The organism is Streptomyces sp. Root1304 (assembly GCF_001426405.1).
In the GTDB taxonomy this organism is placed as follows: domain Bacteria; phylum Actinomycetota; class Actinomycetes; order Streptomycetales; family Streptomycetaceae; genus Streptomyces.
Window position 1 is genome coordinate 1 of the sequence record NZ_LMEP01000008.1, and the last position, 25,467, is coordinate 25,467.

Consider the following 25,467-nt stretch of genomic DNA (forward strand, 5'->3'; position numbering starts at 1 on the left):
GGAAACGCCCGGTTACATTCCGAACCCGGAAGCTAAGCCTTTCAGCGCCGATGGTACTGCAGGGGGGACCCTGTGGGAGAGTAGGACGCCGCCGAACAATTCTTCAGGACCCCTGGTCCCAGCGTTCACGCTGGGACCAGGGGTCCTTTTGTTTTTTGCTTGACTTTTTCCGATGCGCGGCCGAGTGCCGGCTGCGCGAGAATGACTGCAGTACCCGAAGACAGGAGTCACACCGATGTCCACCAACTCTCCCGACGACCGTCCGGAGCGCGAGCCGCGTCGCAGGGACGGTGCCGGTGGCGACCGGGGCGGCTTCCGTGGGCCGCGCCGTGACGACAACCGTAGCGGCGGGGGTGGCTTCCGTCGCGACGACAACCGTGGCGGCGGCGGCTTCCGCCGGGATGACAACCGTGGTGGCGACAGCCGTGGCGGTGACAACCGCGGTGGTGACAACCGTGGTGGTGGCTTCCGCCGCGACGACCGTGGCGGGGACAACCGTGGTGGTGGCGGCGGCTTCCGTCGCGACGACCGTGGTGGCGACAACCGTGGTGGTGGCTTCCGCCGGGATGACAGCCGTGGTGGCGACAGCCGTGGCGGTGACAACCGTGGCGGTGGCGGTGGGTTCCGTCGTGACGACCGTCGTGATGAGCGTCCGTCGTCGTTCCGTCGTGACGAGCGTCCCTCGTACGGTCAGCGTGACGACCGTGGCGGCGACAACCGCGGCGGTGGGTTCCGTCGCGACGACCGCGGCGGCGACAACCGCGGCGGTGGGTTCCGTCGCGACGACCGTGGCGGGGACAACCGCGGCGGTGGCTTCCGCCGTGACGACCGTGGCGGGGACAACCGTGGCGGTGGCGGCGGCTTCCGCCGCGACGACCGTGGTGGCGACAACCGTGGTGGTGGCTTCCGCCGGGATGACAGCCGTGGTGGCGACAGCCGTGGCGGCGGTGGCTTCCGCCGTGACGACCGTCGTGACGAGCGTCCCTCGTCGTTCCGTCGTGACGAGCGCCCCTCCTACGGTCAGCGTGACGACCGTGGCGGCGACAACCGCGGCGGTGGCTTCCGTCGTGACGACCGTGGCGGGGACAACCGTGGCGGTGGCGGTGGCTTCCGTCGCGATGACCGCGGCGGTGACAACCGTGGCGGCGGTGGCTTCCGCCGTGACGACCGGCGTGATGAGCGTCCCTCGTCGTTCCGTCGTGACGAGCGTCCCTCCTACGGTCAGCGTGACGACCGTGGCGGCGACAACCGCGGCGGTGGCTTCCGTCGCGACGATCGGCGTGACGAGCGTCCCTCGTCGTTTCGTCGTGACGAGCGTCCCTCCTACGGTCAGCGTGACGACCGTGGCGGCGACAACCGTGCCGGCGGCGGCTTCCGCCGTGACGACCGCCGTGATGAGCGTCCGTCGTCGTTCCGTCGTGACGAGCGTCCCTCCTACGGTCAGCGTGACGACCGCGGCGGCGGCTTCCGTGGCCGTGACGACCGGGGCGGCGACCGCGGCGGCTTCCGTGGCCGTGACGACCGGGGTGGCGACCGCGGTGGGTACCGTGGCCGTGACGACCGGGGTGGCGACCGCGGCGGGTACCGTGGCCGTGACGACCGCGAGCGCGGCGACCGCGCGCCCATCAAGCGTCTGCCGATCCCGCCGGAGGTCACCGGTGACGAGATCGACCCGGATGTGCGCCAGGAACTGATGAGCCTGCCCAAGGGGCTCGCCGAGGACGTCTCGCGCAACCTGGTCATGGTCGCCCAGCTGATCGACGAGGACCCCGAGCAGGCGTACGGGTACTCGCGCGTCGCCCTGCGGCTCGCCTCCCGTGTCGCCGCCGTGCGCGAGGCCGCCGGCTTCGCCGCGTACGCCACGCAGAAGTACTCCGAGGCGCTGGCCGAGTTCCGTGCCGCCCGCCGCATGAGCGGTGGCGTGGAGCTGTGGCCCGTCATGGCCGACTGCGAGCGCGGCCTCGGCCGGCCCGAGCGTGCGCTGGCCATGGCCGGCGAGCCCGAGGTGCAGAAGCTCGACAAGGCCGGTCAGGTCGAGATGCGGCTCGTGGCCGCCGGCGCCCGCCGGGACCTCGGACAGCTCGACGCGGCCATCGTGACGCTGCAGAGCCCCGAGCTGGCTTCCAGCGCCGTGCACCCGTGGACCGCGCGCCTGCGGTACGCCTACGCCGACGCCCTGCTGGCCGCCGGCCGCGAGACCGAGGCGCGCGAGTGGTTCGCCAAGGCCCTCGAGTCCGACAAGGACGGGGCCACGGACGCCTCGGACCGCCTCGCCGAGATGGACGGGGTCGAGTTCGTCGACGCGTTCGACGAGTCGGAGGAGGAGTCCGAGGAGGTCTCCGACGCGATCGTCGAACTGGACGACGACGAGGATGACGAGGATGACGAGGACGACGACATCCTCGACGACGGCCTCGACGAGGACGTGCGGGACGACAGCGCCGGCGACAAGAGCTGACGCGGTCCGTAAGTGAGAGAAGGGCGGCACCCCTCCGGGGGTGCCGCCCTTTCTCGTTTCCTGGGACCGGTCAGTCCAGCGCGAGGCTTCTCAGGACCAGGCCGGTCGCGGGCTTCGGGCCGAAGCTGGTCGACTTGCGGGGCATCGTGACGCCCTGGCGGGCGAGGTCCCGTACGACCTCCTCGCGCACCGGGTGCATGAGGACCGCCGTACCGCCGCGGCGCTCCGCCTGGGCGACCGCGGCCTGCGTGTCGTGGATGTAGGCGATGTCCTCGGGGGCGTCCGGGATGCCCCAGACGTGCTCGAGGAGCGTGGCGTGCAGCACCGTCGCGTCCAGGGTGCGCCAGGCCTCCGGGCGGTCCGCGCGGATCGTGCGGTCGAGGAGGGCGGGATCCGGGCGGTCGACGAGGTGGAAGGTGCCGTCGCCCGCGAGGAGGAAGGCGTTCCCCTCGGCCGTGGCGGCCTCCAGGGCGGCCAGGGCGTCCGGCAGGGCCCCCTCGATCCGGCGTACCCGGAAGGAGTCGCCCAGGGCCGCGAGGGCGTCGGCGACCGGCAGCCGGTTGAGGAGACGGTGGATGGCGCGGACCCGCAGCGGGTAGCGGGCCGTGTCGATGAGGAGGACCAGGCCGTGGTTCCAGGGGCCCGGCGAGGCGTGCTCCTCGCGGAGGCGGAGATAGGTCGCCCAGCGGTGGTGGCCGTCGGCGATCAGCGCCTGGTGGTGGCGGAGCTCGGCGGCGACGACGGCCTGCTCGGCCGGGTCCGTCACCGCCCACAGCCGGTGCTGGAAGCCGTCCTCCGTGGTGGTGGAGAGCAGCGGCTCGCCCTGGACGGCCCGCTCGATGACCTCGTCCGCGCCGCTGGACTCCCGCCCGACATAGGTGAGGAGCAGGGGCTCCAGATTGGCGGCGGTCGTCCGCATGAGGGCCGCCCGGTCCTCGACGACGTGCGGCATGACGTCCTCATGGGGGAGGACCACGCCCTCCGCCGGGGTCGACAGCTCCAGGGCGCCGATGACGCCGCGCTGGAGGATGCCGTCGCCGTGCTGCTCGTACACGTAGAGCGTGGGCTCCGGGTCGGGGGCGAGGACGCCGTCCGCGAGCCAGCGGTCGAGGGTGACGGCTGCCTTGCGGTGGCGGGTGCCGGCGGTGATCGCCTGCGGGAGGATCAGCCGGACGATGTTGTGGGGGTCGGCCGACTCGAGATGGAGGAGTCCGTCAGGTCGGACGACGACGTCGTAGGGGGGAGACGTCACGGCGGCGAGGCTGCCGACCCGCTCGGGGACGTACCGGAGTCCACGGAACGGGGCCAGGCGCAGCCCTGCGGTGTCGGCGCGGACGTCGGCGGCCGCGTGACCTGAGGTGTTCATCTCGTCATCGTATGTGGGGGACGGGCATGAGCGATGATCGGGGGAGCGGGGGATTTCCACCCGGTGAAGCGAGGAGTGCGCGGTGACGGTGCGGGACGGCCGGGGACGGCAGGACATCGGCGGGAATCGGCCGGGCGGCAGCGCGCTGCCGCTGAGCGATGCGTACGACACGGCCCTCCTCGATCTGGACGGGGTCGTGTACGCGGGCGGCGAGGCGGTGCCGCACGCCGTCGAGGCGCTCGGGGTGGCCAGGGCCGGCGGGATGCACCTGGCGTACGTCACCAACAACGCGCTGCGGACGCCGGACGCGGTCGCCGCGCACCTCACGGAGCTGGGCGTGCCCGCCGAGGCCGGGGACGTCATCACCTCGGCGCAGGCGGTGGCCCGGCTGATCGCCGACGACGTGCCGGCGGGCTCCCGGGTCCTCGTCATCGGCGGCGAGGGACTCCGGGTCGCGCTGCGCGAGCGGGGGCTCGTGCCCGTGGACTCGGCGGAGGACGGGCCGGTGGCGGTCGTCCAGGGGTACGGCGGGCCCGACATGCCCTGGGCGCGGTTCGCGGAGGCGAGCTACGCGGTGGCGCGGGGGCTGCCCTGGTACGCCTCGAACACGGACCTGACGATTCCCGGGGCGCGGGGGATCGGGCCGGGGAACGGGGCGGCGGTGGAGGTCGTACGGATCGCCACCGGCGGCCGGACGGAGCCGAAGGTGGCGGGGAAGCCGCTGCCGCCGATGCACCGCGAGACGGTGCTGCGGACCGGAGCGCGACGGCCCCTGGTGGTCGGGGACCGGCTGGACACCGACATCGAGGGCGCGTTCAACGGCGGGGTCGACTCGCTGCTCGTGCTGACCGGGGTGACGGACGTGCCGCAGCTGCTGAACGCCGTTCCGGAGCACCGGCCGACGTATGTGTCGGCCGATCTGCGGGGGCTGCTCGTGGCCCAGCCGGAGGTCGTCGCCGACGGGGACGGCGGGTTCGTGTGCGGCGGCCGGCGGGCCACGGTGAGCGGGGGCGAGCTGGTGCTCGACGGCGGCGACGCGGCCGGTGCGGACGTGATGGACGGGGTGCGGGCGCTCTGCGGGGCCGCCTGGGCCGCCGCCGACGCCGGTGCGGTGCCGGACGCCACGAAGGCGCTGGCACGACTCGGGATGTGAATTGGGTAGGCTAACCTAACTTCAATGGGGCTGAGGGTATACGGGAGCACGGGCATGGACGGTCGGCAGCAGCGCCTGAGCGCGGAATCGGTCACCCTCGCGTACGAGCAGCGGGTCATCGCCCGCGAGCTGTCCGTCGAGATCCCCGACCACTCGTTCACCGTCATCGTCGGGCCGAACGCCTGCGGCAAGTCGACCCTGCTGCGGGCCCTCTCCCGGATGCTGAAGCCCAGCCAGGGGCGCGTCCTGCTCGACGGGCAGTCGATCCACGCGCTGCCCGCGAAGAAGGTCGCCAAGACCCTCGGTCTGCTGCCGCAGACCTCCGTCGCGCCCGACGGCATCACCGTCGCCGACCTCGTCGCCCGCGGCCGCTACCCGCACCAGGGGCTGCTGCGGCAGTGGTCCCCCGAGGACGAGCGGATCACCCGGGAGTCGATGGAGGCGACCGGGGTCGCCGAACTGGCCGAGCGGTACGTGGACGAACTGTCCGGCGGCCAGCGCCAGCGCGTCTGGATCGCCATGGCGCTCGCCCAGCAGACCCCGCTGCTGCTGCTCGACGAGCCGACCACGTACCTCGACATCCAGCACCAGATCGACGTCCTCGACCTGTGCGCCGAACTGCACGAGACCCAGGGGCGGACGCTCGTCGCCGTCCTGCACGACCTCAACCACGCGGCCCGGTACGCGACCCACCTCATCGCCGTCCGCGACGGCGCGGTGGTCGCCGAGGGGCCGCCGGCCGAGGTCGTGACCGCCGAGCTGGTCGAGCGGGTCTTCGGGCTGCGCTGCCAGGTCATCGACGACCCCGAGACGGGCACGCCGCTGGTCGTACCGGCGGGGCGCAGGGCGCGGGTGCCGCGGGCCGGGGGGCCGCCGGAGGCGGTGGCGCAGGAGCCCGCCCTGCGGAAGTGAGGGTTCCGGCGCCCGCGCCGGCCGGGTCGTACACCGCCCGGAGCCGTACACCTCTGGAGCGGGGAGCCGGGGCCCGTGCCTCCCCAGCAGGGAGCCGGCGGCCGTGCGTCCGCTAGAGCAGCGAGCGGAGCCTCAGCAGGTCGCGGAAGCCCGCCTCCAGCTTCAACCGGCCCGACGCCCAGGCCTTCGCGAAGTTCAGTTCGCCGCCCACCATCGCCACCAGGTCGTCGCCGGTCATCGCCAGCCGGATCTGGGCCTTGGACCTCGGCGGGCCCTCCACCGTGGACTCGACATGGATCCGGCCGTCCGCGAGACGGCCCGTGAACGTGCTGTCCAGGTCCGTGACGTGGCAGCTCAGCGTGCGGTCGAGCGCGGCCGCCCCGCGCACGTCGCCGTCCGCCCGTGCGAGGTTGTCCGAGAGCTTCTCGAGTGCGCCGCGGCACTCCGTGATCGTCGCCATCGCCGTCGACCGTACCCCAGGGGTTCGCGGTAGCGTCGTGGCCATGAACGACGCGATGCCCGAGCCCCCGGACGCGGAGCCCGTACCGGAGCAGGCGGACGCGGTGGACCCGCGGGACGCCCACGAGCCCGCCGGGGCCGCCCCGCTCGGGGTCGAGCGGGAGCCCACCGGGCATCCCGGGGTCGACGCCCACCTGGCGCGTCTCGCCGAGGTGGACGACCTCCCGGCGGACGGACACCTGGAGGTGTACGAGGATGTACACCGTGGACTGCGTGCCGAGCTGACCTCGCTCGACGCGCACCCCGCCCCCCGTCCGCACGAAAACAGGAGCTGAACCGAACGTGGCAGGAGTGGCACGCCGCCGTCTCGACGCCGAGCTGGTCCGGCGCAAGCTCGCGCGCTCGCGCGAGCACGCCAGCCAGCTGATCGCCGCGGGCCGGGTGACCGTCGGCAAGACCGTCGCCACCAAGCCCGCCACCCAGGTCGAGACCGCCGCGGCCATCGTCGTGGTCCAGGACGACTCGGACCCCGACTACGTCTCGCGCGGCGGCCACAAGCTCGCCGGGGCCTTCGCCGCCTTCGTCCCGCTCGGGCTGAAGGTCGAGGGCCGGCGGGCCCTGGACGCCGGAGCGTCCACCGGCGGCTTCACCGACGTGCTGCTGCGCGCGGGCGCCGCCCATGTCGTCGCCGTCGACGTCGGCTACGGGCAGCTCGCCTGGTCGCTGCAGAGCGACGAGCGGGTCACCGTGAAGGACCGTACGAACGTACGCGAGTTGACGGTCGACGCGATCGACGGCGTCCCCGTCGACCTGGTCGTCGGCGATCTGTCCTTCATCCCGCTCGGCCTGGTCCTGCCCGCCCTCGCGGCCTGTACGGCGACCGGCGCCGACCTCGTCCTCATGGTGAAGCCGCAGTTCGAGGTGGGCAAGGAGCGGCTCGGCACCGGCGGAGTCGTCCGGAGCGCCGAACTCCGCGCGGACGCCGTGAAGAACGTGGCCCGGCGGGCCGCCGAGCTCGGGCTCGGTGTCCTGGGCGTCACCGCGAGCCCGCTGCCCGGACCCTCCGGCAACGTCGAGTACTTTCTGTGGCTGCGGGCAGGCGCGCCCGCGCTGGATCCGGCGGATGTCGACCGCGCCGTGGCGGAAGGACCTCGTTGAGCTCAACGGCAACAGCACCAGAGACCGCACCACGTACTGTCTTCCTGCTCGCGCACACCGGCCGGCCGGCCGCGGTGCGCAGCGCCGAACTGGTGGTCCTCGGGCTGCTGCGCTGCGGCATCGGCGTCCGCGTCCTGGAGGCCGAGGCGGCCGACCTGCCGCTGCCGCCGTCCGTCGAGAAGGTGCCGGAGGCCTGCTCCGACGCGCTCGACGGCTGTGAACTCCTCGTCGTCCTCGGCGGCGACGGCACCCTGCTGCGCGGGGCGGAGTTCTCCCGCGCCTCCGGCGTCCCGATGCTCGGCGTCAACCTCGGCCGGGTCGGCTTCCTCGCCGAGGCCGAGCGCGACGACCTCGACAAGGTCGTCGACCGGGTCGTGACCAAGGCCTACGAGGTCGAGGAGCGGATGACCCTCGACGTCGTCGTGTACGAGAACGGCGACGTCCTGCACCGGGACTGGGCGCTCAACGAGGCGGCCGTCCAGAAGGTGTCCCCCGAACGGATGCTGGAGGTCGTCCTCGCGATCGACGGGCGCCCCGTGACCGGCTTCGGCTGCGACGGGGTGATCTGCGCGACACCGACCGGATCCACCGCGTACGCCTTCTCGGCGGGCGGCCCGGTCGTCTGGCCCGAGGTCGAGGCGCTGCTCATGGTCCCGATCGGGGCCCACGCCCTCTTCGCCAAGCCGCTGATCACCACCCCCGAGTCGGTGCTCGCCGTCGAGGTCGAACCGCACACCCCGCACGGGGTGCTCTGGTGCGACGGGCGGCGGACGGTGGAACTCCCGGCGGGGGCGCGGGTCGAGGTGCGGCGGGGTGCCGTGCCGGTCCGGCTCGCCCGGCTGCACCACGCCTCCTTCACGGACCGGCTCGTCGCCAAGTTCGCGCTGCCCGTCTCCGGGTGGCGGGGCGGGGCCCGCTGAGACCGCTCCGTACGGGGCGGGCCGGGGCCCCTCCGCACGGAGCGGGCCTCGGCCTCCCGCGGGCCGGAACGATCGGCGCGCCGGAGGGTTACGCCCGGGGGTGATGTCGCGTCGCGGCAGGGAAACCTCGTATGGTCTGGGGCGTGCTGGAGGAGATGCGGATACGGTCGCTCGGGGTCATCGACGACGCGGTGGTCGAGCTGTCGCCCGGCTTCACCGCGGTGACCGGTGAGACCGGTGCGGGCAAGACCATGGTGGTGACCAGCCTCGGGCTGCTGCTCGGTGGACGTGCCGACCCGGCCCTGGTGCGGATCGGCGCGGCCTCGGCCGTGGTCGAGGGGCGGATCAGTGTGCCCCCGGGCGCGCCCGCCGCCGTACGCGCCGAGGAGGCCGGGGCGGAACTCGACGACGGGGTGCTGCTCGTCAGCCGTACCGTCTCCGCCGAGGGGCGCTCACGGGCCCACCTCGGCGGACGGTCCGTGCCCGTCGGGCTGCTCGCCGAACTCGCCGACGAACTCGTCGCCGTCCACGGCCAGACCGACCAGCAGGGCCTGCTGAAGCCCGCCCGGCAGCGCGGCGCGCTCGACCGGTACGCGGGCGGGGCCGTCTCCGGACCGCTCGCCGCCTACGGCGAGGCCTACCGGCGGCTGCGCGCGGTCACCGGCGAACTCGACGAGATCACCACCCGGGCCCGGGAGCGGGCCCAGGAGGCCGATCTGCTGCGGTTCGGCCTCGGCGAGATCGAGGCCGTCGCCCCGCGCGCCGGGGAGGACACCGAACTCGCCGCGGAGGCGGAGCGGCTCGGGCACGCCGAGGCCCTGGCCTCCGCCGCCGCGCTCGCGCACGCCGCGCTCGCGGGCGCTCCCGAGGACCCCGAGTCCGTCGACGCCACGACGCTCGTCGCGGGCGCGGGGCGGGCCCTGGAGGCCGTACGGGCGCACGACCCGGCGCTCGCCGCGCTCGCCGACCGGATGGGGGAGATCTCCATCCTGCTCGGCGACGTGGCCACCGAACTCGCCGGATACGCCGACAACCTCGACGCCGACCCGCTGCGGCTCGCCGCCGTCGAGGAGCGGCGCGCGCTGCTCACGCAGCTGACCCGGAAGTACGGCGAGGACATCGCCACCGTCCTCGCCTGGGCGGAGGAGAGCGCGCAGCGGCTCGGCGAGCTGGACGGCGACGACGACCGCGTCGAGGAACTCACCGCCGAGCGCGACCGGCTGCGCGACGAGCTGTCGGTCCTCGCCCAGCGGCTCACCGACGCGCGCACGGAGACCGCCGCCCGGTTCGCCGACGCGGTCACCGCCGAACTCGCCTCGCTGGCCATGCCGCACGCGCGCGTGTCCTTCGCCATCGCGCAGACCGAGGACCCCGAGGGGGTCGAGGTCGGCGGCCGCCGGGTCGCCTACGGGCCGTCCGGGGCCGACGAGGTCGAGCTGCTGCTCGCCCCGCACCCCGGCGCCCCGCCCCGGCCCATCGCCAAGGGCGCGTCCGGCGGTGAGCTGTCCCGGGTGATGCTCGCCGTGGAGGTCGTGTTCGCCGGGGTCGACCCCGTACCGACGTACCTCTTCGACGAGGTCGACGCGGGCGTCGGCGGCAAGGCGGCCGTCGAGATCGGCCGCCGCCTCGCGAAACTGGCCAAGTCCGCGCAGGTCGTGGTCGTCACCCACCTCCCGCAGGTCGCGGCCTTCGCCGACCGGCAGCTGCTCGTGGAGAAGACCAACGACGGATCCGTGACCCGGTCGGGCGTCACGGTCCTGGAGGGCGAGGAGCGGGTACGGGAACTGTCCCGGATGCTCGCCGGCCAGGAGGACTCCGAGACGGCCAGGGCCCACGCGGAGGAACTGCTCGCGACGGCCAGGGCGGACGTGTGAAGCCCACGGGCACGGCCCGGGGGACGGGCGGGCGGGTCGCCGCCTTCGTCCGCGCCGCCGGGGTGAGCCGGGTGGTGTACGAGGCGCTGCGCGGACGGGTGTCCGGAGGGCCGGCCGGGCGGGAGCAGGCGTCCGGGGGCGAGGGCTGGACGCGGACCAACCACGCCGGGCGGACCGTCGATCTGTGTGCCGGGCCCGCCGTGGCCCTCGGGGCCGCCGTGGGGGCCGGGAGTGGGCCCGGCGCGTTCGTCGTGCTGGCCGCCGGGGCCTGTGGGGCGTACGACGACGTGAAGGGTGACGACCGGCGCGGGTTCCGGGCGCATCTGGCCGCGCTGCGCGACGGCGAGGTGACCAGCGGGGCCGTCAAGCTGTTCGGGATCGGTGCCGCCTCGCTCGTGGCGGGCGCGCTGCTCAAGGAACGGGCCGTGGACAAGCTCCTCGCCGGGGTCGTCATCGCCGGTACCGCCCATCTGGTCGACCTGGTGGACGTACGGCCGGGGCGGGCCGGTCTGACCGTGCTCGCGCTCGCCGCGCCCGGCCTGCTGCGCGGCTCGCCCGCCGCCGCCCCCATGGGGGCGGTCGCGGCCGTCCTCGGGGACGACCTCGGCGAGCGCACCATGCTCGGCGACACCGGCGCGCACGCGCTCGGCGCCGCCGTGGGCAGCGCGATCGTCGCGGGCAACGGGCGGCTCGGGCTGGCCGCCCACGCGGTGGGACTGGTCGGCGCTGCGGTCTGGGCGGAGCGGTCGGCCTCGGGGCCTGGGGCCGGAGCGGTCGTCGACGCGGTCGGCTGAGGCCGAGTGGGCTGGCGCCGAGGGACGCGCGGGCGCTCGGGGGAGTGTGCGGCCGGGGCCGGGAGCCGTGGACGCTCGTACGGGTCCGTGGGTCCGTGGGTCCGTGGGTTGTGCGGGTCACGGCGAGCGTGAGGGGCGCGTGCCCGCAGGCCTCAGGGGCGCGTGCCGGGCTGCGTGCGCTCACCCGAGTGGGTGAACCGTGCCCTCGGGTCCCGGCGCCGTGCGCCGTCCGTACGCGGGAACGGCGGCGGGAATCACGCCACTTCGGTGCCGGAACGTGCGTACGGTCCGGGGTGCGGGCTGGCATCCTTGGGCGCGTGACACAGCTCCGTACGGTCCAAGTGCTGGGCGGCGGCAGCGCGGGCAGCAGCGCTCACGTCCGATCACTTGCCCAGGGGCTGGTGGCGAGGGGCGTGCGGGTGACCGTGTGCGCCCCGGCCGAACTCGACCGCGTCTACGACTACCTCGGCGCCGGCGCGCACTTCGTGCCCCTGCCGCGCCTCGGCGACCCCGCCACCGTCGCCGCGCTGCGCAACGCCTGCATCGGCGCCGACGTGGTCCACGCCCATGGCCTGCAGGCCTCCGTCCGGGCCGCGCTCGCACTGTCCGGGGCGGGGGCCGGCGCCATCGGCCGCGCTCCGCTCGTCACCACCTGGGACGGCCGGAACCAGGTGTGCGGGGCGCCCGGCGGCGTGCTGCGGCTCCTGGAGCGCAGGACCGTGCGCGCCGCGACCGTCGTCCTCGCCACCTCCTCCGAACTCGTCGACCGGGCCCGGCGGCGCGGCGCCCGTGACGCCCGGCTCGCCCCCGTCACCGTGCCGCCCGCCCGCGGGCCCGTATGCCTCCACGACGGCAAGGCCCGCGCCGAACTCGGCGCCGTCGACCGGCCGTTGCTGATGGCCGTCGGGGCGCTCGAACGGGGCCGGGGGTACCGGACGTTGCTCGACGCGGCACGCGAGTGGCGGGACCTCGACCCGCAGCCGCTCCTCGTGATCGCCGGGGAGGGGCGCGAGCGGGCCGCTCTCCAGCGGCGGATCGCGGACGAAGAGCTGCCGGTCCGGCTGATCGGGCGCCGGGAGGACGTCGCCGAACTGCTCGCGGCGGCCGACGTCGCGGTGCTGCCCTCCCGGTGGGAGGCCCGGTCGCTGCTCGCCCAGGAGGCCCTGCGGCTCGGGGTGCCGCTGGTCGCCACGGCCGTCGGGGGCGTACCGGAACTGGTCGGGGACGCGGCGGAACTGGTGCCGTACGGGGACGCGGGCGCCCTCGCGAGCGCGGTGCGCGGGCTGCTCGACGACGTGGAGCGGCGGATGGACCTGGCGGCGGCCGGGCGGGTGCAGGCGGGGTCCTGGCCCACCGAGGACGAGACGGTGGCCCATGTGCTCAGCGTCTACGACGAGTTGACGGGTCGGTAGCCGGCGGGGGTTCCCTCGCGGGACCCCCGCCGAAGGCTCCGGGCCTCGCTACGGCGTGTGGCGGCGGGCCCGCAGGGCCAGCGAGAGGGCCAGCACGGTCTGCGGGTCGTCCAGGTCCGTGCCCAGGAGTTCCGAGATGCGGGCCAGGCGGTTGTAGAGGGTCTGCCGGTTGAGGTGCAGTTCCCGGGCCGTCTCCGCCTTGCGTCCCGCGTGCGCCAGATACGTCTCCAGGGTCGGCAGGAGCGGCGGCCGGGACGTGCGGTCGTGCTCGCGGAGCGGACCGATGGCCCGGTCCACGAACGCCGCCAGGACCGTGTCCCCGTGGAAGTGCAGCCGCCACAGCAGCAGGTCGATGTCGAGGCGGCGGGCGTCGTACCAGGGGAGCTCCGAGAGGCCCTGCGCGGCCGTCGCGGTCTCCGCCGCGTGCCGCAGCCCCGCCGAGGCGGCCGCCCAGCTGCCGGCGACGCCGACCACGACGACCGGCGGATGCACTCCGGCGCGCTCCAGACCGGCCCGCTCCACGCCCGCGCGGAGGGCCGCCGCGACCCGGTCCGCGACCGCCGTGCGCTCCGTCTCCGAGCGCAGGCCGAGCAGGAGGGGGACCCGTCCCTCGACCGGGCGGACGCCCAGGAGGACCGGGACGCCCACGGAGGAGAGCTCTTCGAGGACCGCGCGGGCCAGCAGGGCCCAGTTCCCCGACGGGGACAGCTCCGACGCCAGGCGCATCACCACCGGCAGCAGCGGGCCGTCGCCGGGCTTGAAGCCGAGGACCCGGGCCTGCGCGGGAGCGTCCTCGGCGGTGATCCTGCCCTCCGCCAGATCTGTCAGGAAGTCGCCCCGGCCGCGCGCGGCGAGCTCCTCCTCCTGCCGCGCCTGCATGAGGACCACGGCGAGGAGGCCGGCCGCGCGCTCGGCGGCCATCCGGTGCACGGGGGAGAGGGCGCCGGAGACCGAGAGGACGACCAGGCGGGCCCGTACCGAGGAGGTGCCGGGGCCGCCGCCGGGCACGTCGACCAGGACCGTGCCGGTGGGCGGGCCGGACTCGCGGGCCGCCCGCTGGCCGCGCAGCCCGTCCCAGACCTGGAGCGGGTCGGCGGGCCCGGACTCGGTGCCCGCCGCGTACAGCAGCTGTCCGTCGGGGGTCTCCAGGAAGACGGGGTTGGCGGCGAAGTCGGACAGGATGCGGAGCACCTGGGGGATGCCGCCGCCGCCGAGCAGCGCCACCGTGCACTGCCGGTGGACCTCCTCGGCCTGCCGCTGGAGGGCGTAGTGGCCGTTGACGATCTCGGTGTGGATCTCCTCCGTGACGCCCACGAAGGGGACCTCGCGGTGCAGCTGCACCAGCGGCAGCCCGGCGGCCCGCGCGGTCTCCACTATCGTCGCCGGGAGGCGCGCGAAACGGGGGCCCAGCTCGACGACGAGCGCGGCGATGCCCCGGTCGGCCAGCCGCCGCACGAAGGCCCGCTGCTCGGCCGGCCGGGTCCCGAGCCCGAGGCCCGTGGTCAGCAGCAGCTCACCGCCCTTGAGCAGCGACGCGATGTTCGGCACCTCGCCCGCGTGTACCCAGCGCACCGTGCGGTGCAGCCGGTCCGCCCCGGCCACGACCTCCGGGAGCCCGCTGCGCAGACCCGGGAGCTCGAGCGCCCGCTGCACGGTGATCCCGCCCTGATTGTCCATGGATCCGGACGCTACCCGCGTCCTTGTTTCGGCGACATCACCCCACGGTCACGGGAACGGACAGTTCGTACACGGGGGCGACAACTCGTCGCCCCCTGGCGGGAATTGCGCGACCGGGTGTCGATTGTGGCCTACGTCACTCGCGAGGATGCTCTCGCGCCATGGCAGAGAACCCCACCCCAGAGGTCCACCGGCTGAAGGCGAATTCGGTCGGACTCGTCGGCGTCGTCTTCATGGCCGTGGCCACCGCGGCCCCGATCACCGCGATGACCGGCAACCTCCCCATCGCCGTCGGCTTCGGCAACGGCACCGGCGCACCCGCCGGATACCTCTTCGCGACCCTCGTCCTGACCGTCTTCTCCGTCGGATACGTCGCCATGGCCAAGCGGATCACGGCCGCGGGCGCCTTCTACGGATACATCTCGCACGGCCTGGGCCGGATCGCGGGCATGGCCTCCGGCATGCTCGCCGTCCTGGCGTACATCGTCTTCGAGGCCTCGATCGTCGGCGTCTTCGCCTACTTCGCGAAGACGACCGTCGCCGACCAGCTCGGCGTGGACGTGCCGTGGGTGCTGTACGCGGCGGTCATGCTGGCCGTCACCGCCGTGCTCTCCTACTTCGACATCAACCTGACGGCCAAGGCGCTCGGGGTGATGCTCATCGCGGAGATCGCGGTGCTGTTCGCCGTCGCCACCGCCGTCCTCATCGCCGGCGGCGGCCCCGACGGCATCCCGGTCGAGCCGATCAACCCCAAGAACGCCTTCACCGGCACCTCCGCCGGGCTCGGCCTCTTCTTCGCCTTCTGGTCCTGGGTCGGCTTCGAGTCGACCGCGATGTACGGAGAGGAGTCCCGCGACCCCAAGCGGGTCATCCCGCGCGCCACCCTCATCTCCGTCACCGGCGTCGGCCTCTTCTACATCTACGTGTCCTGGATGACGATCGCCGGGAACGGCCTCGCGGAATCGGTGAAGCTGTCCGCCTCGGCCTCGCCCCTCGACCTGTTCTTCGCCCCCACCCAGACCTTCATCGGCGCCTGGGCCGTCGACGCCTTCCAGTGGCTGCTGCTCACCGGCTCCTTCGCCTGCGGGATGGCCTTCCACCAGTGCGCCTCGCGCTACCTGTACGCCATCGGCCGCGAGGGCTTCCTCCACCCGGCGCTCGGCCGGACGCACGCCAAGCACGGCTCGCCGTACATCGCCTCGTACGTGCAGAGCGCGATCGCCGTCGGTCTCGTCGCCGCCTTCTGGCTCACCGGCCAGGACCCGTACATCCACCTCTACACGCTGCTCGCGATCCTCGGCACGATGGCGATCCTCATCGTCCAGACCCTCTGCTCCTTCGCCGTCATCGGCTACTTCCGCAAGAACCACCCCGAGGACCGGCACTGGTTCAAGACCCTCACCGCTCCGCTCCTCGGTGGCATCGGGATGATCGCCGTCGTCGTCCTGCTGATCATGAACATGGAGACCGCGGCCGGTCTCGCCGCCGACTCCCTCTTCTTCAAGGCGATCCCCTGGATCGTCGGCGCCGTCTTCTTCGGCGGCCTCGGCCTCGGCTTCTACCTCAAGGCCAAGCGCCCCGAGCGCTACGAGATCATCGGCCGGATCGTCCTGGAGGACGCCGCCGAGCGCCCCGCCGAAGAGGTCCCCGCTCCCGCCGTCGTACCGCAGAGCTGATCCCACTCACCTCCAGGAGAGCCCCATGGCACGCACCAACCCGATGCACCTCCTGAACCGCCTCGCCGCCGAGCACGCCGATGCCCGCCGGCTGAACATCCCCGTCGACGAGCTGCGCGGCATGCGGGCCGACGCCCTCGGACGCCGGTCCCTGCTCAAGTACGCCGCAGCCGCCGGAATCGCCGTCGGCGCCGGCGCGGCCGGCCTCGGCTCGGCCGCCCCCGCCCGCGCCGCCACCCCCGCCCCGCCCGTGAAGAGCACCGCCCGGATCGCCGTCGTCGGCGCGGGGATCTCCGGCCTCACCGCCGCCCTCACCCTCCAGGACGCCGGCCTCGGCCCGGCGCTCTACGAGGCGAACCCCTCCCGGGTCGGCGGCCGCATGTGGACCCAGCGCGCCCACTGGGCGTACGGGCAGACCTCCGAGATCGGCGGAGAGCTGATCGACACCAGCCACAAGAAGATCCTGGAACTCTGCCGCCGCTTCGACCTCGACACCGAGGACTTCCTCGGCGGCGGGCCCAACGGGGCCGAGGAGGTCCTCTGGTTCGACGGCGCCTACTACCCGCGCGCCCAGGCCGACGTGGACTTCAACGCCGTCTACCAGGCGCTGCGCCGGGACCTCTCCGACGCGGGGGAGGTGTTCTGGAACCAGACCACCCCCACCGGCACCGCACTCGACAACATGTCGGTCCACGAGTGGATCGAGTCCCGGGTCCCGGGCGGGCACTCCTCGCGGCTCGGCCGGTTCATCGACGTCGCCTACAACGTCGAGTACGGCGCCGACACCACCGAACAGTCCTCGCTCGCCCTGGTCCTGCTGATGGGCTACCAGACCAATCCGGGCAACTTCAACATCTGGGGCCTCTCCAACGAGCGCTACCACATCGTCGGCGGCAACGACCGGCTCCCGAACGCCATCGCCGGAGCCCTCACCCCCGGCACCCTGCGCCAGGGCTGGTCCCTCACCGCCGTACGGGCCAACGCCGACGGCACCCAGACGCTCACCTTCACCGAGGCCGGCGCCACCAGGACCGTCACCGCCGACCACACGATCCTCTGTCTCCCGCTGCCGGTCCTCCAGCAGCTCGACCTCTCTCAGGCCGCCTTCGACCCGCTCATGCGGAACCTCCTGCGGGACGCCCGCATGGGCTACTGCACCAAGCTCAACATGCAGTTCGGCACCCGCCCCTGGCGCGGCACCGGCGCCTGGCCGGGCGTCTCGGCCGGTGACTGCTTCACCGACACCGAGGTCCAGCAGACCTGGGACACCACCAAGGTCCAGGGCGGCACCGGCGGCATCCTCCTCCAGTACGGCGGCGGCAGCCTGGCCCGGAACCTGAACCCGGCCGCACCCTTCTCCACCGAGTCCGACCCGTACGTACGGAACCTCGTCACCCGCTACCTGGCCGGCATCGACGCCTTCTTCCCGGGCACCTCCCGGGCGTACACCGGGCGCGCCCAGCTCTCGGCCTGGCACAAGAACCCCTACAGCCTCGGCGCGTACTCCTGCTGGCCCGTCGGCTACCTCCACCGCTACGCCGGGTACGAGGGCAGAGCCCAGGGCAACGTCCACATCGGCGGCGAGCACTGCAGCTACGACTTCCAGGGCTTCATGGAGGGCGGGGCGACGGAGGGGGAGCGGGCCGCCAAGGAGGTGGTGGCCGTGCTGAGCTGAGCCGGGCGGGCCCGCCCGCCGATCAGCCCGCGGGTGCGATGTTCTGGTTGTACCGGAACACGTTGTCCGGGTCGTAGGCGGCCTTCACGGCGGCGAGCCGGCGGTAGTTCTCCTCCCCGTAGGAGGAGACGATCCGCTGCTCGCCCTCGGCGCCGACGAAGTTCAGATACGTCGCGTCGAGCGCCCACGGCCGCACGTCCGCCCGCACCTCGTGCACCCACTGCTTCGCCTGCTCGTCGTACGCGGGGTCCTCCCAGGTCGCGAACGGGTGCACCGCCCAGGGCGCGGTGCGCCACGGCTGCGGGTACTCGGAGGGCCCCGCGGCCACGGCCCCGCCCATCAGGAACAGCACGTGCTGGGTGGCGGTCGACGCCGGGATCCGCGCGCCCCGGTCGCAGAAGATGTCCACGGCCTCGTCGGGGAGGTCCCGCAGGTACTCGGCCGACCAGTAGTTCCGCAGCCCCGGCGGGTCGTCGAGCATCGTCTGCAGCTCCACGTACGGGACGTCCATGACGACCTCGACCACCGGCCCCAGGGCGAACAGCGGCGCCGCGAACTCGCGGAGCTCGCCGACCGGGCCGGTGTACGTGAACAGGGCGCCGCAGACCAGCTTGCCGACCAGCTCCTCGGGGATGAACGGCATCGGGGGCGCGGGCATGTAGATGGCGCCACCGCCCATGTCGTCGGACGCGCCCGCCCCGAGATCGCGGAAGGTGCGCACCACCTCGGGCGCGTTGTCCGGCAGGTAGAGCAGCATCGCCATGCTCATCCGGGGCAGCGGATGCAGCCGCATCGTCAGCGAGGTCGCCACGCCGAAGTTGCCGCCGCCGCCGTGCAGCGCCCAGAACAGTTCCGGGTTCTCCTCCGCGTCCGTGTGGACGTGCTTGCCCTCGGCGGTGATCAGGTCGGCGGCGAGCAGGTTGTCGCTGGCCAGCCCGAACTTCCGCTCAAGCCAGCCCGAGCCGCCGCCCAGGACGAAGCCGCCGACGCCGGTGGTGGACGCCCGGCCGCCGGTGGTCGCCACCTGGAAGGGCTGGCACGCGTGGTCCAGGTGGGCCATCGTCGCCCCGCCCTCGATCCGTACCGTCATGTTCTCCGGGTCGACGACGACGCCGTGCATCCGACGGAGGTCCACGACCAGGGAGCCGTCGATCACGGAGGTGCCGGCGACGCTGTGCCCGCCGCCGCGTACCGCGATCGGCAGCTCGGCCTCGCGGCCGAACACGATCGCGTTGGACACATCGGCCTGGGTGGCGCACTGGGCGATCACCGAAGGACGCCGGTCGATCATGCCGTTGTGCAGGGCGCGCGCCTCGTCGTAACCGGGACCGCCGGGGATGATCACCTCACCGGCCAGGTCCTCGATCAGCCCGGACAGGGCGCTCTCTGAGATGTGGGGACCCATGGGAGCCCCCCTTTCACGCGGGGGGACGGGACCTTCTCATCGTAGGTCCGGGGTCCGCCCCGCGCGTGCCGGAGCGTTGGTGCGGGTTCCGCTCGGCCGGGTCGCGGAGCGCCGTACGGGCTGTTTCACGCGGCCTTGGACAGCGTGGACCGGTCCGGCGCGTGCCGGGCGGTCGTCACGGGTCCGGTGGTGGCTCCCCGTCCGTCGTGGCGCGGCCACAGGAGGAGGGCACCGGCCGCTCCGGCCCAGGCGAGGACCGCGAGGACGGACCAGGCGAGGGTGAAGCCCGCGCTGGTGCCGAGCCACCCGGCGATGGGATAGGTGATCAGCCAGGCCAGGTGCGACAGCGAGAACTGGGCCGCGAACGCCGCGGGGATCGCGTTCCGTCCGACGGAGGCGCGCAGGACCTTGCCGGTCGGCGTGATGACCAGCGCCATGCCGATCCCGATCACGGTCCAGACGACCGCCGTGCCGGTCCAGGTGGTGAGGCCGGTCGCGCTGAGTGTCACCGCGGCGGTCGTGGCGCCCACGAGGACTCCGGCGCCGGCCGTCATGACGGTACGGGGAGCGGTCCGGTCGAGGACGCGGGGCAGAGCGAGGGCCGTCAGGAGGGTTCCGGTGCCGGAGGCGGCGAGCATCCAGGCCACGTCCGACTGCGAGCCGCCGAGGCCGTCACGGACGTGGTTGACGGTGTTGACGACGACGATCGACCCTGCCGCCGCCACCACGAGGTTGAGCGCCATGACGCCGCGCAGCCGCGGTGTCCGGAGGAACGTCCTGATTCCCGATGCGACCCTGTCCCACGCCCCGGTGCGGGGACCGGGGCGGGCGTCGGGGATGCGCGTGGACAGGACGAGCAGGGCGGAGACGAGGAATCCCGCGGAGGTGCCCAGGAACAGCAGGTCGAAGCTCATGAACGTCAGGGCGACGGCGGCCAGCACGGGGCTGAGCAGACTCTCCATGGTGGACGCGACCTGGGAGGCGGACAGGGCACGCGTGTAGGCGGACTCGTCGGGGACGATGTCGGGGATGACGGCCTGGAACGTCGGGGTGAACCCCGCGGCGGCGGCCTGGAGCAGGCCGATCAGGACGTAGACGTGCCAGACCTCGGTGACCAGCGGCAGGGCCAGGACCACCGCACCGCGGACCACGTCGAGGACGACCAGGAGGATGCGTCTGGGGAGCCGGTCGACGTAGGCGGCGGCCAGCGGGGCCAGGACCACGTACATGACCATCTTGATGGTCAGGGCAGTGCCGAGGACCATGCCGGCGCGTGGGCCCGCGAGGTCGTAGGCGAGGAGTCCGAGGGCCACGGTGGTCAGCCCGGTGCCGAACAGGGCGATGACCTGGGCGCCGAACAAGCGGCGGTAGTCGCGGATGGCGAAGAGGCGCATGGCGGGTTCCTTCCGTGTCGATGCGGAGGAGCACGGCCCAGGGGTGGGGGCCGTGTCCGGCGAGTACAGGCGGAGATGTCTCCGGGCACGGGTGTCGCTCCTGTTCGTGGTCAGTGGTGGGCGTGGCTGCCGTGGTGGTGGCCGCCGTGCTCGGGCGCGGCCGGGGACGGTGTGTCGGGGCGGGAGGTGCTCGCCGTGGTCCGCACCGTGAACTCGGCCGTCCGGACGACGTCCTCGTGCTGGAAGTCCAGGTACAGGCGGTAGGTGCCGGCCGAGGGCGCGACCGCCATGAAGGCGATCTCGGGCCCCGGTCCGGTGGTGCCGTCACCGGGTTCGCCCTCCGGGTGGACGTGGAGGTAGCCCAGGTCGCCGACCCGCAGTGCCACCAGGTGCCCGTACGCGGCCAGGTAGGGCTGCAGGTCGGTCACGGGGCGGTCGTTCCTGCTGACGGTGAGGGTCAGCGCGCTCGCCTCGCCGGGCAGGAGTTCGCCGTCGAGCGTGACGGTGTACTCGCCGATCCGTGCGGTCCCGGTGGCCTCGGGGAGGGGCTTCGGGTCGTACGCCCCGGCGACCGCGACGTCGATGCCCAGCGTCATGGTCCCGTCGTGGCCGACCGGGTGGACGTCGGCGAAGAACCTCCAGTCGCCCGGTTCCAGGGCCAGGTCGACGCTCCAGGTGCCCTTCTCGTCCATCACCGGGTGCACGTGCTGGAACCCGGCCGTGTCGCGCCGGACGGCGATGAAGTGCAGCTTCTTCTCGTGCTCGGGCGTGAACTCGGTCACCGGCCGTCCGTCGGGGCCGGTCACCCGGAAGGTAACCGTCCGGACTCCGGCGGTGAGGATCGGCGCATCGAGTTGGAGGGTGTACCCGTGCGCGGAGACCGACAGCCCGCCGGGCTGGGCTCCGGCGTGGGCGCCGTGGCCGGCGTGGGCGGAGTGATCCTTCATGGCATCTCCCAAGGATGTGACGTGGTTCCTGGCGTTGTCCGTTCGGGACGTCATAACCATATACCCCTAGGGGGTATTCCGGAGAGGGAGTTCGGGGAGGGCTCTGTCGGTGGGGACGGGCGGGGGAGACGACGGGCGGGGGAGGCCCGTCAGAGGGAACTGCGGCTCGTCACGGGGCACGGCTCCTCCCCGTGCGCGGGGGTCCACGGCGCACGGGGAGGGGCGGGGAGCGAAGGAGTCCCCGGCGGCTCAGCCGCCGTACGCCCCGCTCGCCGTCAGACGGAGGGCCGTGTCGATCAGCGGGACGTGGCTGAAGGCCTGCGGGAAGTTGCCCACCTGCCGCTGGAGCCTCGGGTCCCACTCCTCCGCGAGCAGGCCCAGGTCGTTGCGGAGCGCGAGGAGCCGCTCGAAGAGGGTGCGGGCCTCGTCCACCCGGCCGATCATCGCCAGGTCGTCCGCCAGCCAGAAGGAGCACGCGAGGAACGCGCCCTCGTCGCCCTCCAGGCCGTCGACACCGGCCTCCTCACCGGACGTCGGGTAGCGCAGTACGAAGCCGTCCTCCGTGGACAGCTCCCGCTGGATCGCCTCGATCGTGCCGATGACCCGCTTGTCGTCCGGCGGCAGGAAGCCCATCTGCGGGATCAGCAGCAGCGAGGCGTCCAGCTCCTTGGAGCCGTACGACTGCGTGAAGGTGTTCCGCTCGGGGTCGTAGCCCTTCTCGCAGACGTCCCGGTGGATCTCGTCGCGCAGCTCGCGCCAGCTCTCCAGCGGGCCGTCTGCGTCCCCGGACTCGATCAGCTTGATCGTGCGGTCGACGGCCACCCAGGCCATCACCTTGGAGTGGACGAAGTGGCGGCGCGGGCCGCGCACCTCCCAGATGCCCTCGTCGGGCTGGTCCCAGTGCTTCTCCAGGTAGTTGATCAGCTTGATCTGGAGCAGCGAGGCGTAGTCGTTGCGGGAGAGCCCTGTCATGTGCGCGAGGTGGAGGGCCTCGGTGACCTCGCCGTAGACGTCCAGCTGGAGCTGGTTGGCGGCGCCGTTGCCGACCCGGACCGGGCCGGAGTTCTCGTACCCCGGGAGCCAGTCGAGCTCCGCCTCGCCGAGCTCCCGCTCGCCCGCGATGCCGTACATGATCTGGAGGTTCTCCGGGTCGCCCGCGACGGCGCGGAGCAGCCAGTCCCGCCAGGCGCGGGCCTCCTCGCGGTAGCCGGTGCGGAGCATCGAGGAGAGGGTGATCGCCGCGTCCCGCAGCCAGGTGTAGCGGTAGTCCCAGTTGCGGACGCCGCCGATCTCCTCGGGCAGCGAGGTCGTCGGCGCCGCCACGATCCCGCCGGTCGGCGCGTACGTCAGCGCCTTCAGGGTGATCAGGGAGCGGATCACGGCCTCCCGGTAGGGGCCGTGGTACGTGCAGTGGTCGACCCATTCGCGCCAGAACTCGGCGGTCGCCTCCAGGGACCCCTCCGGGTCCGGCAGGGCCGGCGGCTCCCGGTGGGAGGGCTGCCAGGACAGCGTGAACGCGATCCGGTCACCGGGGTTCACGGTGAACTCGGAGTACGTCGTCAGGTCCTTGCCGTGGGTCTCGGCATCCGTGTCGAACCACACCGAGTCGGGGCCCGCGACGGCGACCGTGCGCTCGCCGACCTTGTGGACCCAGGGCACGATCCGGCCGTAGCTGAACCGCATCCGCAGCGCGGAACGCATCCGCACCCGGCCGGAGACGCCCTCGACGATCCGGATGAGCTGCGGCGCGCCGTCGCGCGGCGGCATGAAATCGGTCACCCGGACCGTGCCGCGTTCGGTGTCCCACTCGGACTCCAGGATCAGCGAGTCGCCCAGATAGCGGCGCCGGTCGGCCGGGGCCGGATCGGCGTCCGCGGGACCGGCGGGACCCACCCGCCAGAATCCGTGTTCCTCGGTGCCGAGCAGTCCGGCGAAGACCGCGTGCGAGTCGAAGCGGGGGAGGCAGAGCCAGTCGACGCTGCCGTCCCGGCAGACCAGCGCCGCGGTCTGCATGTCCCCGATGAGTGCGTAATCCTCGATGCGCCCGGCCACGTGCTTCACTCCAGTCGAACGGCCATGTCCGCCCCGCGGGGCGCTTGCAACGGATGTGCGTGCTGTCTGTGCGGTGTCCGTGTGTGCGATGTCGGGCCCGTGCGCGGTGCCCGTACGGCCAGTGTGCGGGACGAACCGGCCGACTCGGCGGGCGATGTCCGAGCAGAATACGACGCGCCCCCGTGACCGTAGTGATCACACGAGCGGCGCGCTGCTCCATTCGGGTGAACCCCGCCTTCCGCCCGCCCCCGTACCCCCGTCGCCGTCCGTGAACACCCGACTGCCGCGTGTGGCCGGAAGCGGTCTCCCGATGTCGCTGATACCCTGGTACCCCGTGGACCGGTGGGAAACGGCGACAGCCGAGGACCCCGAAACCGCAGCGACGGCACCCCCCGATTCTTCCGGAGGGGACGCCGGTACGCACCTCCAGAACGCGACCACGGGAGCCCCCTCTTGGCGATGCCGCCCAAAACCACGACGACCAAGCACATCTTCGTCACCGGGGGTGTCGCCTCCAGCCTCGGCAAGGGCCTGACCGCCTCCAGCCTGGGTGCGCTCCTCAAGGCCCGGGGCCTGCGGGTCACGATGCAGAAGCTCGACCCCTACCTGAACGTCGACCCGGGCACGATGAACCCCTTCCAGCACGGCGAGGTGTTCGTCACCAACGACGGCGCCGAGACCGACCTGGACATCGGCCACTACGAGCGCTTCCTCGACGTCGACCTCGACGGCTCGGCCAACGTCACCACCGGCCAGGTCTACTCGCAGGTCATCGCCAAGGAGCGGCGCGGCGAGTACCTCGGTGACACCGTGCAGGTCATCCCGCACATCACCAACGAGATCAAGTCCCGGATCCGCCGCATGGCGACCGACGACGTCGACGTCGTCATCACCGAGGTCGGTGGCACGGTCGGCGACATCGAGTCGCTGCCCTTCCTGGAGACCGTCCGCCAGGTCCGCCACGAGGTCGGCCGCGACAACGTCTTCGTCGTGCACATCTCGCTGCTGCCCTACATCGGCCCCTCCGGCGAGCTGAAGACCAAGCCGACCCAGCACTCGGTCGCCGCGCTGCGCAACATCGGCATCCAGCCGGACGCGATCGTGCTGCGCGCCGACCGCGAGGTCCCGACCGCCATCAAGCGCAAGATCTCGCTGATGTGCGACGTCGACGAGGCCGCGGTCGTCGCCGCGATCGACGCCAAGTCGATCTACGACATCCCGAAGGTGCTGCACACCGAGGGCCTGGACGCCTACGTCGTCCGCAAGCTCGACCTGCCCTTCCGCGACGTGGACTGGACCGTCTGGGAGGACCTCCTCGACCGCGTCCACAACCCGGAGCACGAGGTCACGGTCGCGCTCGTCGGCAAGTACATCGACCTCCCCGACGCGTACCTCTCCATCACCGAGGCCATGCGCGCCGGCGGCTTCGCCAACAAGGCCCGCGTCAAGGTCAAGTGGGTCACCTCCGACGAGTGCAAGACCCCGGCCGGCGCCGAGAAGCAGCTCGGCGACGTCGACGCGATCCTCATCCCCGGCGGCTTCGGCGACCGCGGTGTGAACGGCAAGATCGGCGCGATCCAGTACGCCCGCGAGAACAAGGTGCCGCTGCTCGGCATCTGCCTCGGTCTGCAGTGCATCGTCATCGAGGCCGCGCGGAACCTGGCGGACATCCCGGACGCCAACTCCACCGAGTTCGACCCGGCGACCGCGCACCCCGTCGTCTCGACGATGGAGGAGCAGCTCGCGTACGTCGAGGGCGCCGGCGACCTGGGCGGAACGATGCGCCTCGGCCTCTACCCGGCGAAGCTCGCCGAGGGCTCGGTCGTCCGCGAGGTCTACAACGACGAGCCGTACGTCGAGGAGCGTCACCGTCACCGCTACGAGGTGAACAACGCCTACCGCGCGGAGCTGGAGAAGAAGGCCGGTCTGGTCTTCTCCGGCACCTCCCCGGACAACAAGCTCGTCGAGTACGTCGAGTACCCGCGCGAGATCCACCCCTACCTGGTCGCCACGCAGGCGCACCCGGAGCTGCGCTCGCGTCCGACGCGTCCGCACCCGCTCTTCGCCGGTCTGGTGAAGGCGGCCGTGGAGCGCAAGACGGGCAAGTAGTACGGCGCGTTAACGTAACCGGGGTA

The 25,467-nt window shown here is 73.0% G+C and carries 19 protein-coding genes, 1 rRNA gene and 1 pseudogene; 14 read left to right on the plus strand and 7 right to left on the minus strand.

Annotated features, from left to right (window positions below):
* From rrf to ASD33_RS11710, 3 genes and pseudogenes are all read left to right on the plus strand, one after another.
* A 5S ribosomal RNA gene (gene rrf, locus ASD33_RS11700) occupies window positions 1-97 on the plus strand; the annotation flags it as partial.
* A gap of 138 nt (window positions 98-235) precedes the next feature.
* Window positions 236-1,048 (plus strand): annotated as a pseudogene (locus ASD33_RS36925) (hypothetical protein); the annotation flags it as partial.
* 585 nt (window positions 1,049-1,633) lie between these two features.
* On the plus strand, window positions 1,634-2,458 hold the full coding sequence (locus tag ASD33_RS11710) for a tetratricopeptide repeat protein (protein ID WP_199863516.1): 825 nt from the start codon (window positions 1,634-1,636) through the stop codon (window positions 2,456-2,458).
* A gap of 70 nt (window positions 2,459-2,528) precedes the next feature.
* On the opposite strand, the gene ASD33_RS11715 is transcribed toward ASD33_RS11710, so the two are convergent.
* Entirely contained in the window at window positions 2,529-3,824 is a 1,296-nt protein-coding gene (locus ASD33_RS11715; protein WP_056557629.1) for a DUF1015 domain-containing protein, read from the minus strand.
* 82 nt (window positions 3,825-3,906) lie between these two features.
* Between ASD33_RS11715 and ASD33_RS11720 the strand changes: the two genes are divergently transcribed.
* Both ASD33_RS11720 and ASD33_RS11725 read left to right on the plus strand, forming a co-directional pair.
* Complete coding sequence (locus tag ASD33_RS11720; protein WP_056557630.1) at window positions 3,907-4,977, plus strand: HAD hydrolase-like protein; 1,071 nt, start codon at window positions 3,907-3,909, stop codon at window positions 4,975-4,977.
* 54 nt (window positions 4,978-5,031) lie between these two features.
* Window positions 5,032-5,889, plus strand: a complete 858-nt coding sequence (locus ASD33_RS11725; protein ID WP_107103697.1) for an ABC transporter ATP-binding protein — start codon at window positions 5,032-5,034, stop codon at window positions 5,887-5,889.
* A gap of 112 nt (window positions 5,890-6,001) precedes the next feature.
* Here the strand turns inward: ASD33_RS11725 and ASD33_RS11730 are convergent, their stop codons facing one another.
* Window positions 6,002-6,349, minus strand: a complete 348-nt coding sequence (locus ASD33_RS11730; RefSeq protein WP_056557634.1) for an SCP2 sterol-binding domain-containing protein — start codon at window positions 6,347-6,349, stop codon at window positions 6,002-6,004.
* Window positions 6,350-6,392: 43 nt separating this feature from the next.
* Here ASD33_RS11730 and ASD33_RS11735 point away from each other — a divergent pair, with 43 nt between their 5' ends.
* The 6 genes from ASD33_RS11735 to ASD33_RS11760 all read left to right on the plus strand — a co-directional run bounded on the left by ASD33_RS11735 (window position 6,393) and on the right by ASD33_RS11760 (window position 12,506).
* Entirely contained in the window at window positions 6,393-6,683 is a 291-nt protein-coding gene (locus tag ASD33_RS11735) for a hypothetical protein (protein ID WP_056557636.1), read from the plus strand.
* A gap of 7 nt (window positions 6,684-6,690) precedes the next feature.
* Complete coding sequence (locus tag ASD33_RS11740; protein WP_056557638.1) at window positions 6,691-7,506, plus strand: TlyA family RNA methyltransferase; 816 nt, start codon at window positions 6,691-6,693, stop codon at window positions 7,504-7,506.
* Window positions 7,503-8,426 (plus strand): NAD kinase, encoded by a 924-nt coding sequence (locus ASD33_RS11745; protein ID WP_056557640.1) that lies wholly within the window; start codon window positions 7,503-7,505, stop codon window positions 8,424-8,426. Before ASD33_RS11740 ends, ASD33_RS11745 begins: the two co-directional genes overlap by 4 nt.
* A gap of 131 nt (window positions 8,427-8,557) precedes the next feature.
* Complete coding sequence (gene recN, locus ASD33_RS11750) at window positions 8,558-10,300, plus strand: DNA repair protein RecN (RefSeq protein ID WP_056557642.1); 1,743 nt, start codon at window positions 8,558-8,560, stop codon at window positions 10,298-10,300.
* 86 nt (window positions 10,301-10,386) lie between these two features.
* Entirely contained in the window at window positions 10,387-11,094 is a 708-nt protein-coding gene (locus ASD33_RS11755; RefSeq protein WP_242426955.1) for a hypothetical protein, read from the plus strand.
* 317 nt (window positions 11,095-11,411) lie between these two features.
* A complete protein-coding gene (locus ASD33_RS11760; protein ID WP_056557646.1) occupies window positions 11,412-12,506 on the plus strand; it encodes a glycosyltransferase family 4 protein in 1,095 nt (364 codons plus the stop codon).
* Window positions 12,507-12,554: 48 nt separating this feature from the next.
* On the opposite strand, the gene ASD33_RS11765 is transcribed toward ASD33_RS11760, so the two are convergent.
* A complete protein-coding gene (locus ASD33_RS11765) occupies window positions 12,555-14,183 on the minus strand; it encodes a PucR family transcriptional regulator (protein ID WP_056557648.1) in 1,629 nt (542 codons plus the stop codon).
* A 161-nt stretch (window positions 14,184-14,344) separates the two neighbouring features.
* Here ASD33_RS11765 and ASD33_RS11770 point away from each other — a divergent pair, with 161 nt between their 5' ends.
* Complete coding sequence (locus tag ASD33_RS11770; RefSeq protein WP_056557650.1) at window positions 14,345-15,859, plus strand: APC family permease; 1,515 nt, start codon at window positions 14,345-14,347, stop codon at window positions 15,857-15,859.
* Window positions 15,860-15,884: 25 nt separating this feature from the next.
* A complete protein-coding gene (locus ASD33_RS11775; RefSeq protein ID WP_056557652.1) occupies window positions 15,885-17,534 on the plus strand; it encodes an NAD(P)/FAD-dependent oxidoreductase in 1,650 nt (549 codons plus the stop codon).
* Window positions 17,535-17,556: 22 nt separating this feature from the next.
* Here the strand turns inward: ASD33_RS11775 and ASD33_RS11780 are convergent, their stop codons facing one another.
* From ASD33_RS11780 to ASD33_RS11795, 4 genes are all read right to left on the minus strand, one after another.
* Window positions 17,557-18,939 (minus strand): FAD-binding oxidoreductase, encoded by a 1,383-nt coding sequence (locus ASD33_RS11780; RefSeq protein ID WP_056557653.1) that lies wholly within the window; start codon window positions 18,937-18,939, stop codon window positions 17,557-17,559.
* A 125-nt stretch (window positions 18,940-19,064) separates the two neighbouring features.
* Window positions 19,065-20,333, minus strand: coding sequence for an MFS transporter (locus ASD33_RS11785; RefSeq protein WP_056557655.1), 1,269 nt, complete (start codon window positions 20,331-20,333; stop codon window positions 19,065-19,067).
* Between the two features lie 110 nt (window positions 20,334-20,443).
* On the minus strand, window positions 20,444-21,280 hold the full coding sequence (locus tag ASD33_RS11790) for a hypothetical protein (protein WP_107103698.1): 837 nt from the start codon (window positions 21,278-21,280) through the stop codon (window positions 20,444-20,446).
* Window positions 21,281-21,529: 249 nt separating this feature from the next.
* Window positions 21,530-23,332, minus strand: coding sequence for a glycoside hydrolase family 15 protein (locus ASD33_RS11795; RefSeq protein ID WP_056557658.1), 1,803 nt, complete (start codon window positions 23,330-23,332; stop codon window positions 21,530-21,532).
* 459 nt (window positions 23,333-23,791) lie between these two features.
* Between ASD33_RS11795 and ASD33_RS11800 the strand changes: the two genes are divergently transcribed.
* Complete coding sequence (locus tag ASD33_RS11800) at window positions 23,792-25,441, plus strand: CTP synthase (RefSeq protein WP_056557660.1); 1,650 nt, start codon at window positions 23,792-23,794, stop codon at window positions 25,439-25,441.
* Window positions 25,442-25,467 lie beyond the last annotated feature (26 nt).

Coding starts and splice junctions, on each gene's coding strand:
- ASD33_RS11715 (WP_056557629.1), bottom strand. CDS start 3,824: ATGAACACCTCAGGTCACGCGGCCGCCGACGTCCGCGCCGACACCGCA.
- ASD33_RS11725 (WP_107103697.1), top strand. CDS start 5,032: ATGGACGGTCGGCAGCAGCGCCTGAGCGCGGAATCGGTCACCCTCGCG.
- ASD33_RS11730 (WP_056557634.1), bottom strand. CDS start 6,349: ATGGCGACGATCACGGAGTGCCGCGGCGCACTCGAGAAGCTCTCGGAC.
- ASD33_RS11735 (WP_056557636.1), top strand. CDS start 6,393: ATGAACGACGCGATGCCCGAGCCCCCGGACGCGGAGCCCGTACCGGAG.
- recN (WP_056557642.1), top strand. CDS start 8,558: ATGGTCTGGGGCGTGCTGGAGGAGATGCGGATACGGTCGCTCGGGGTC.
- ASD33_RS11765 (WP_056557648.1), bottom strand. CDS start 14,183: ATGGACAATCAGGGCGGGATCACCGTGCAGCGGGCGCTCGAGCTCCCG.
- ASD33_RS11770 (WP_056557650.1), top strand. CDS start 14,345: ATGGCAGAGAACCCCACCCCAGAGGTCCACCGGCTGAAGGCGAATTCG.
- ASD33_RS11775 (WP_056557652.1), top strand. CDS start 15,885: ATGGCACGCACCAACCCGATGCACCTCCTGAACCGCCTCGCCGCCGAG.
- ASD33_RS11780 (WP_056557653.1), bottom strand. CDS start 18,939: ATGGGTCCCCACATCTCAGAGAGCGCCCTGTCCGGGCTGATCGAGGAC.
- ASD33_RS11785 (WP_056557655.1), bottom strand. CDS start 20,333: ATGCGCCTCTTCGCCATCCGCGACTACCGCCGCTTGTTCGGCGCCCAG.
- ASD33_RS11790 (WP_107103698.1), bottom strand. CDS start 21,280: ATGAAGGATCACTCCGCCCACGCCGGCCACGGCGCCCACGCCGGAGCC.
- ASD33_RS11800 (WP_056557660.1), top strand. CDS start 23,792: ATGCCGCCCAAAACCACGACGACCAAGCACATCTTCGTCACCGGGGGT.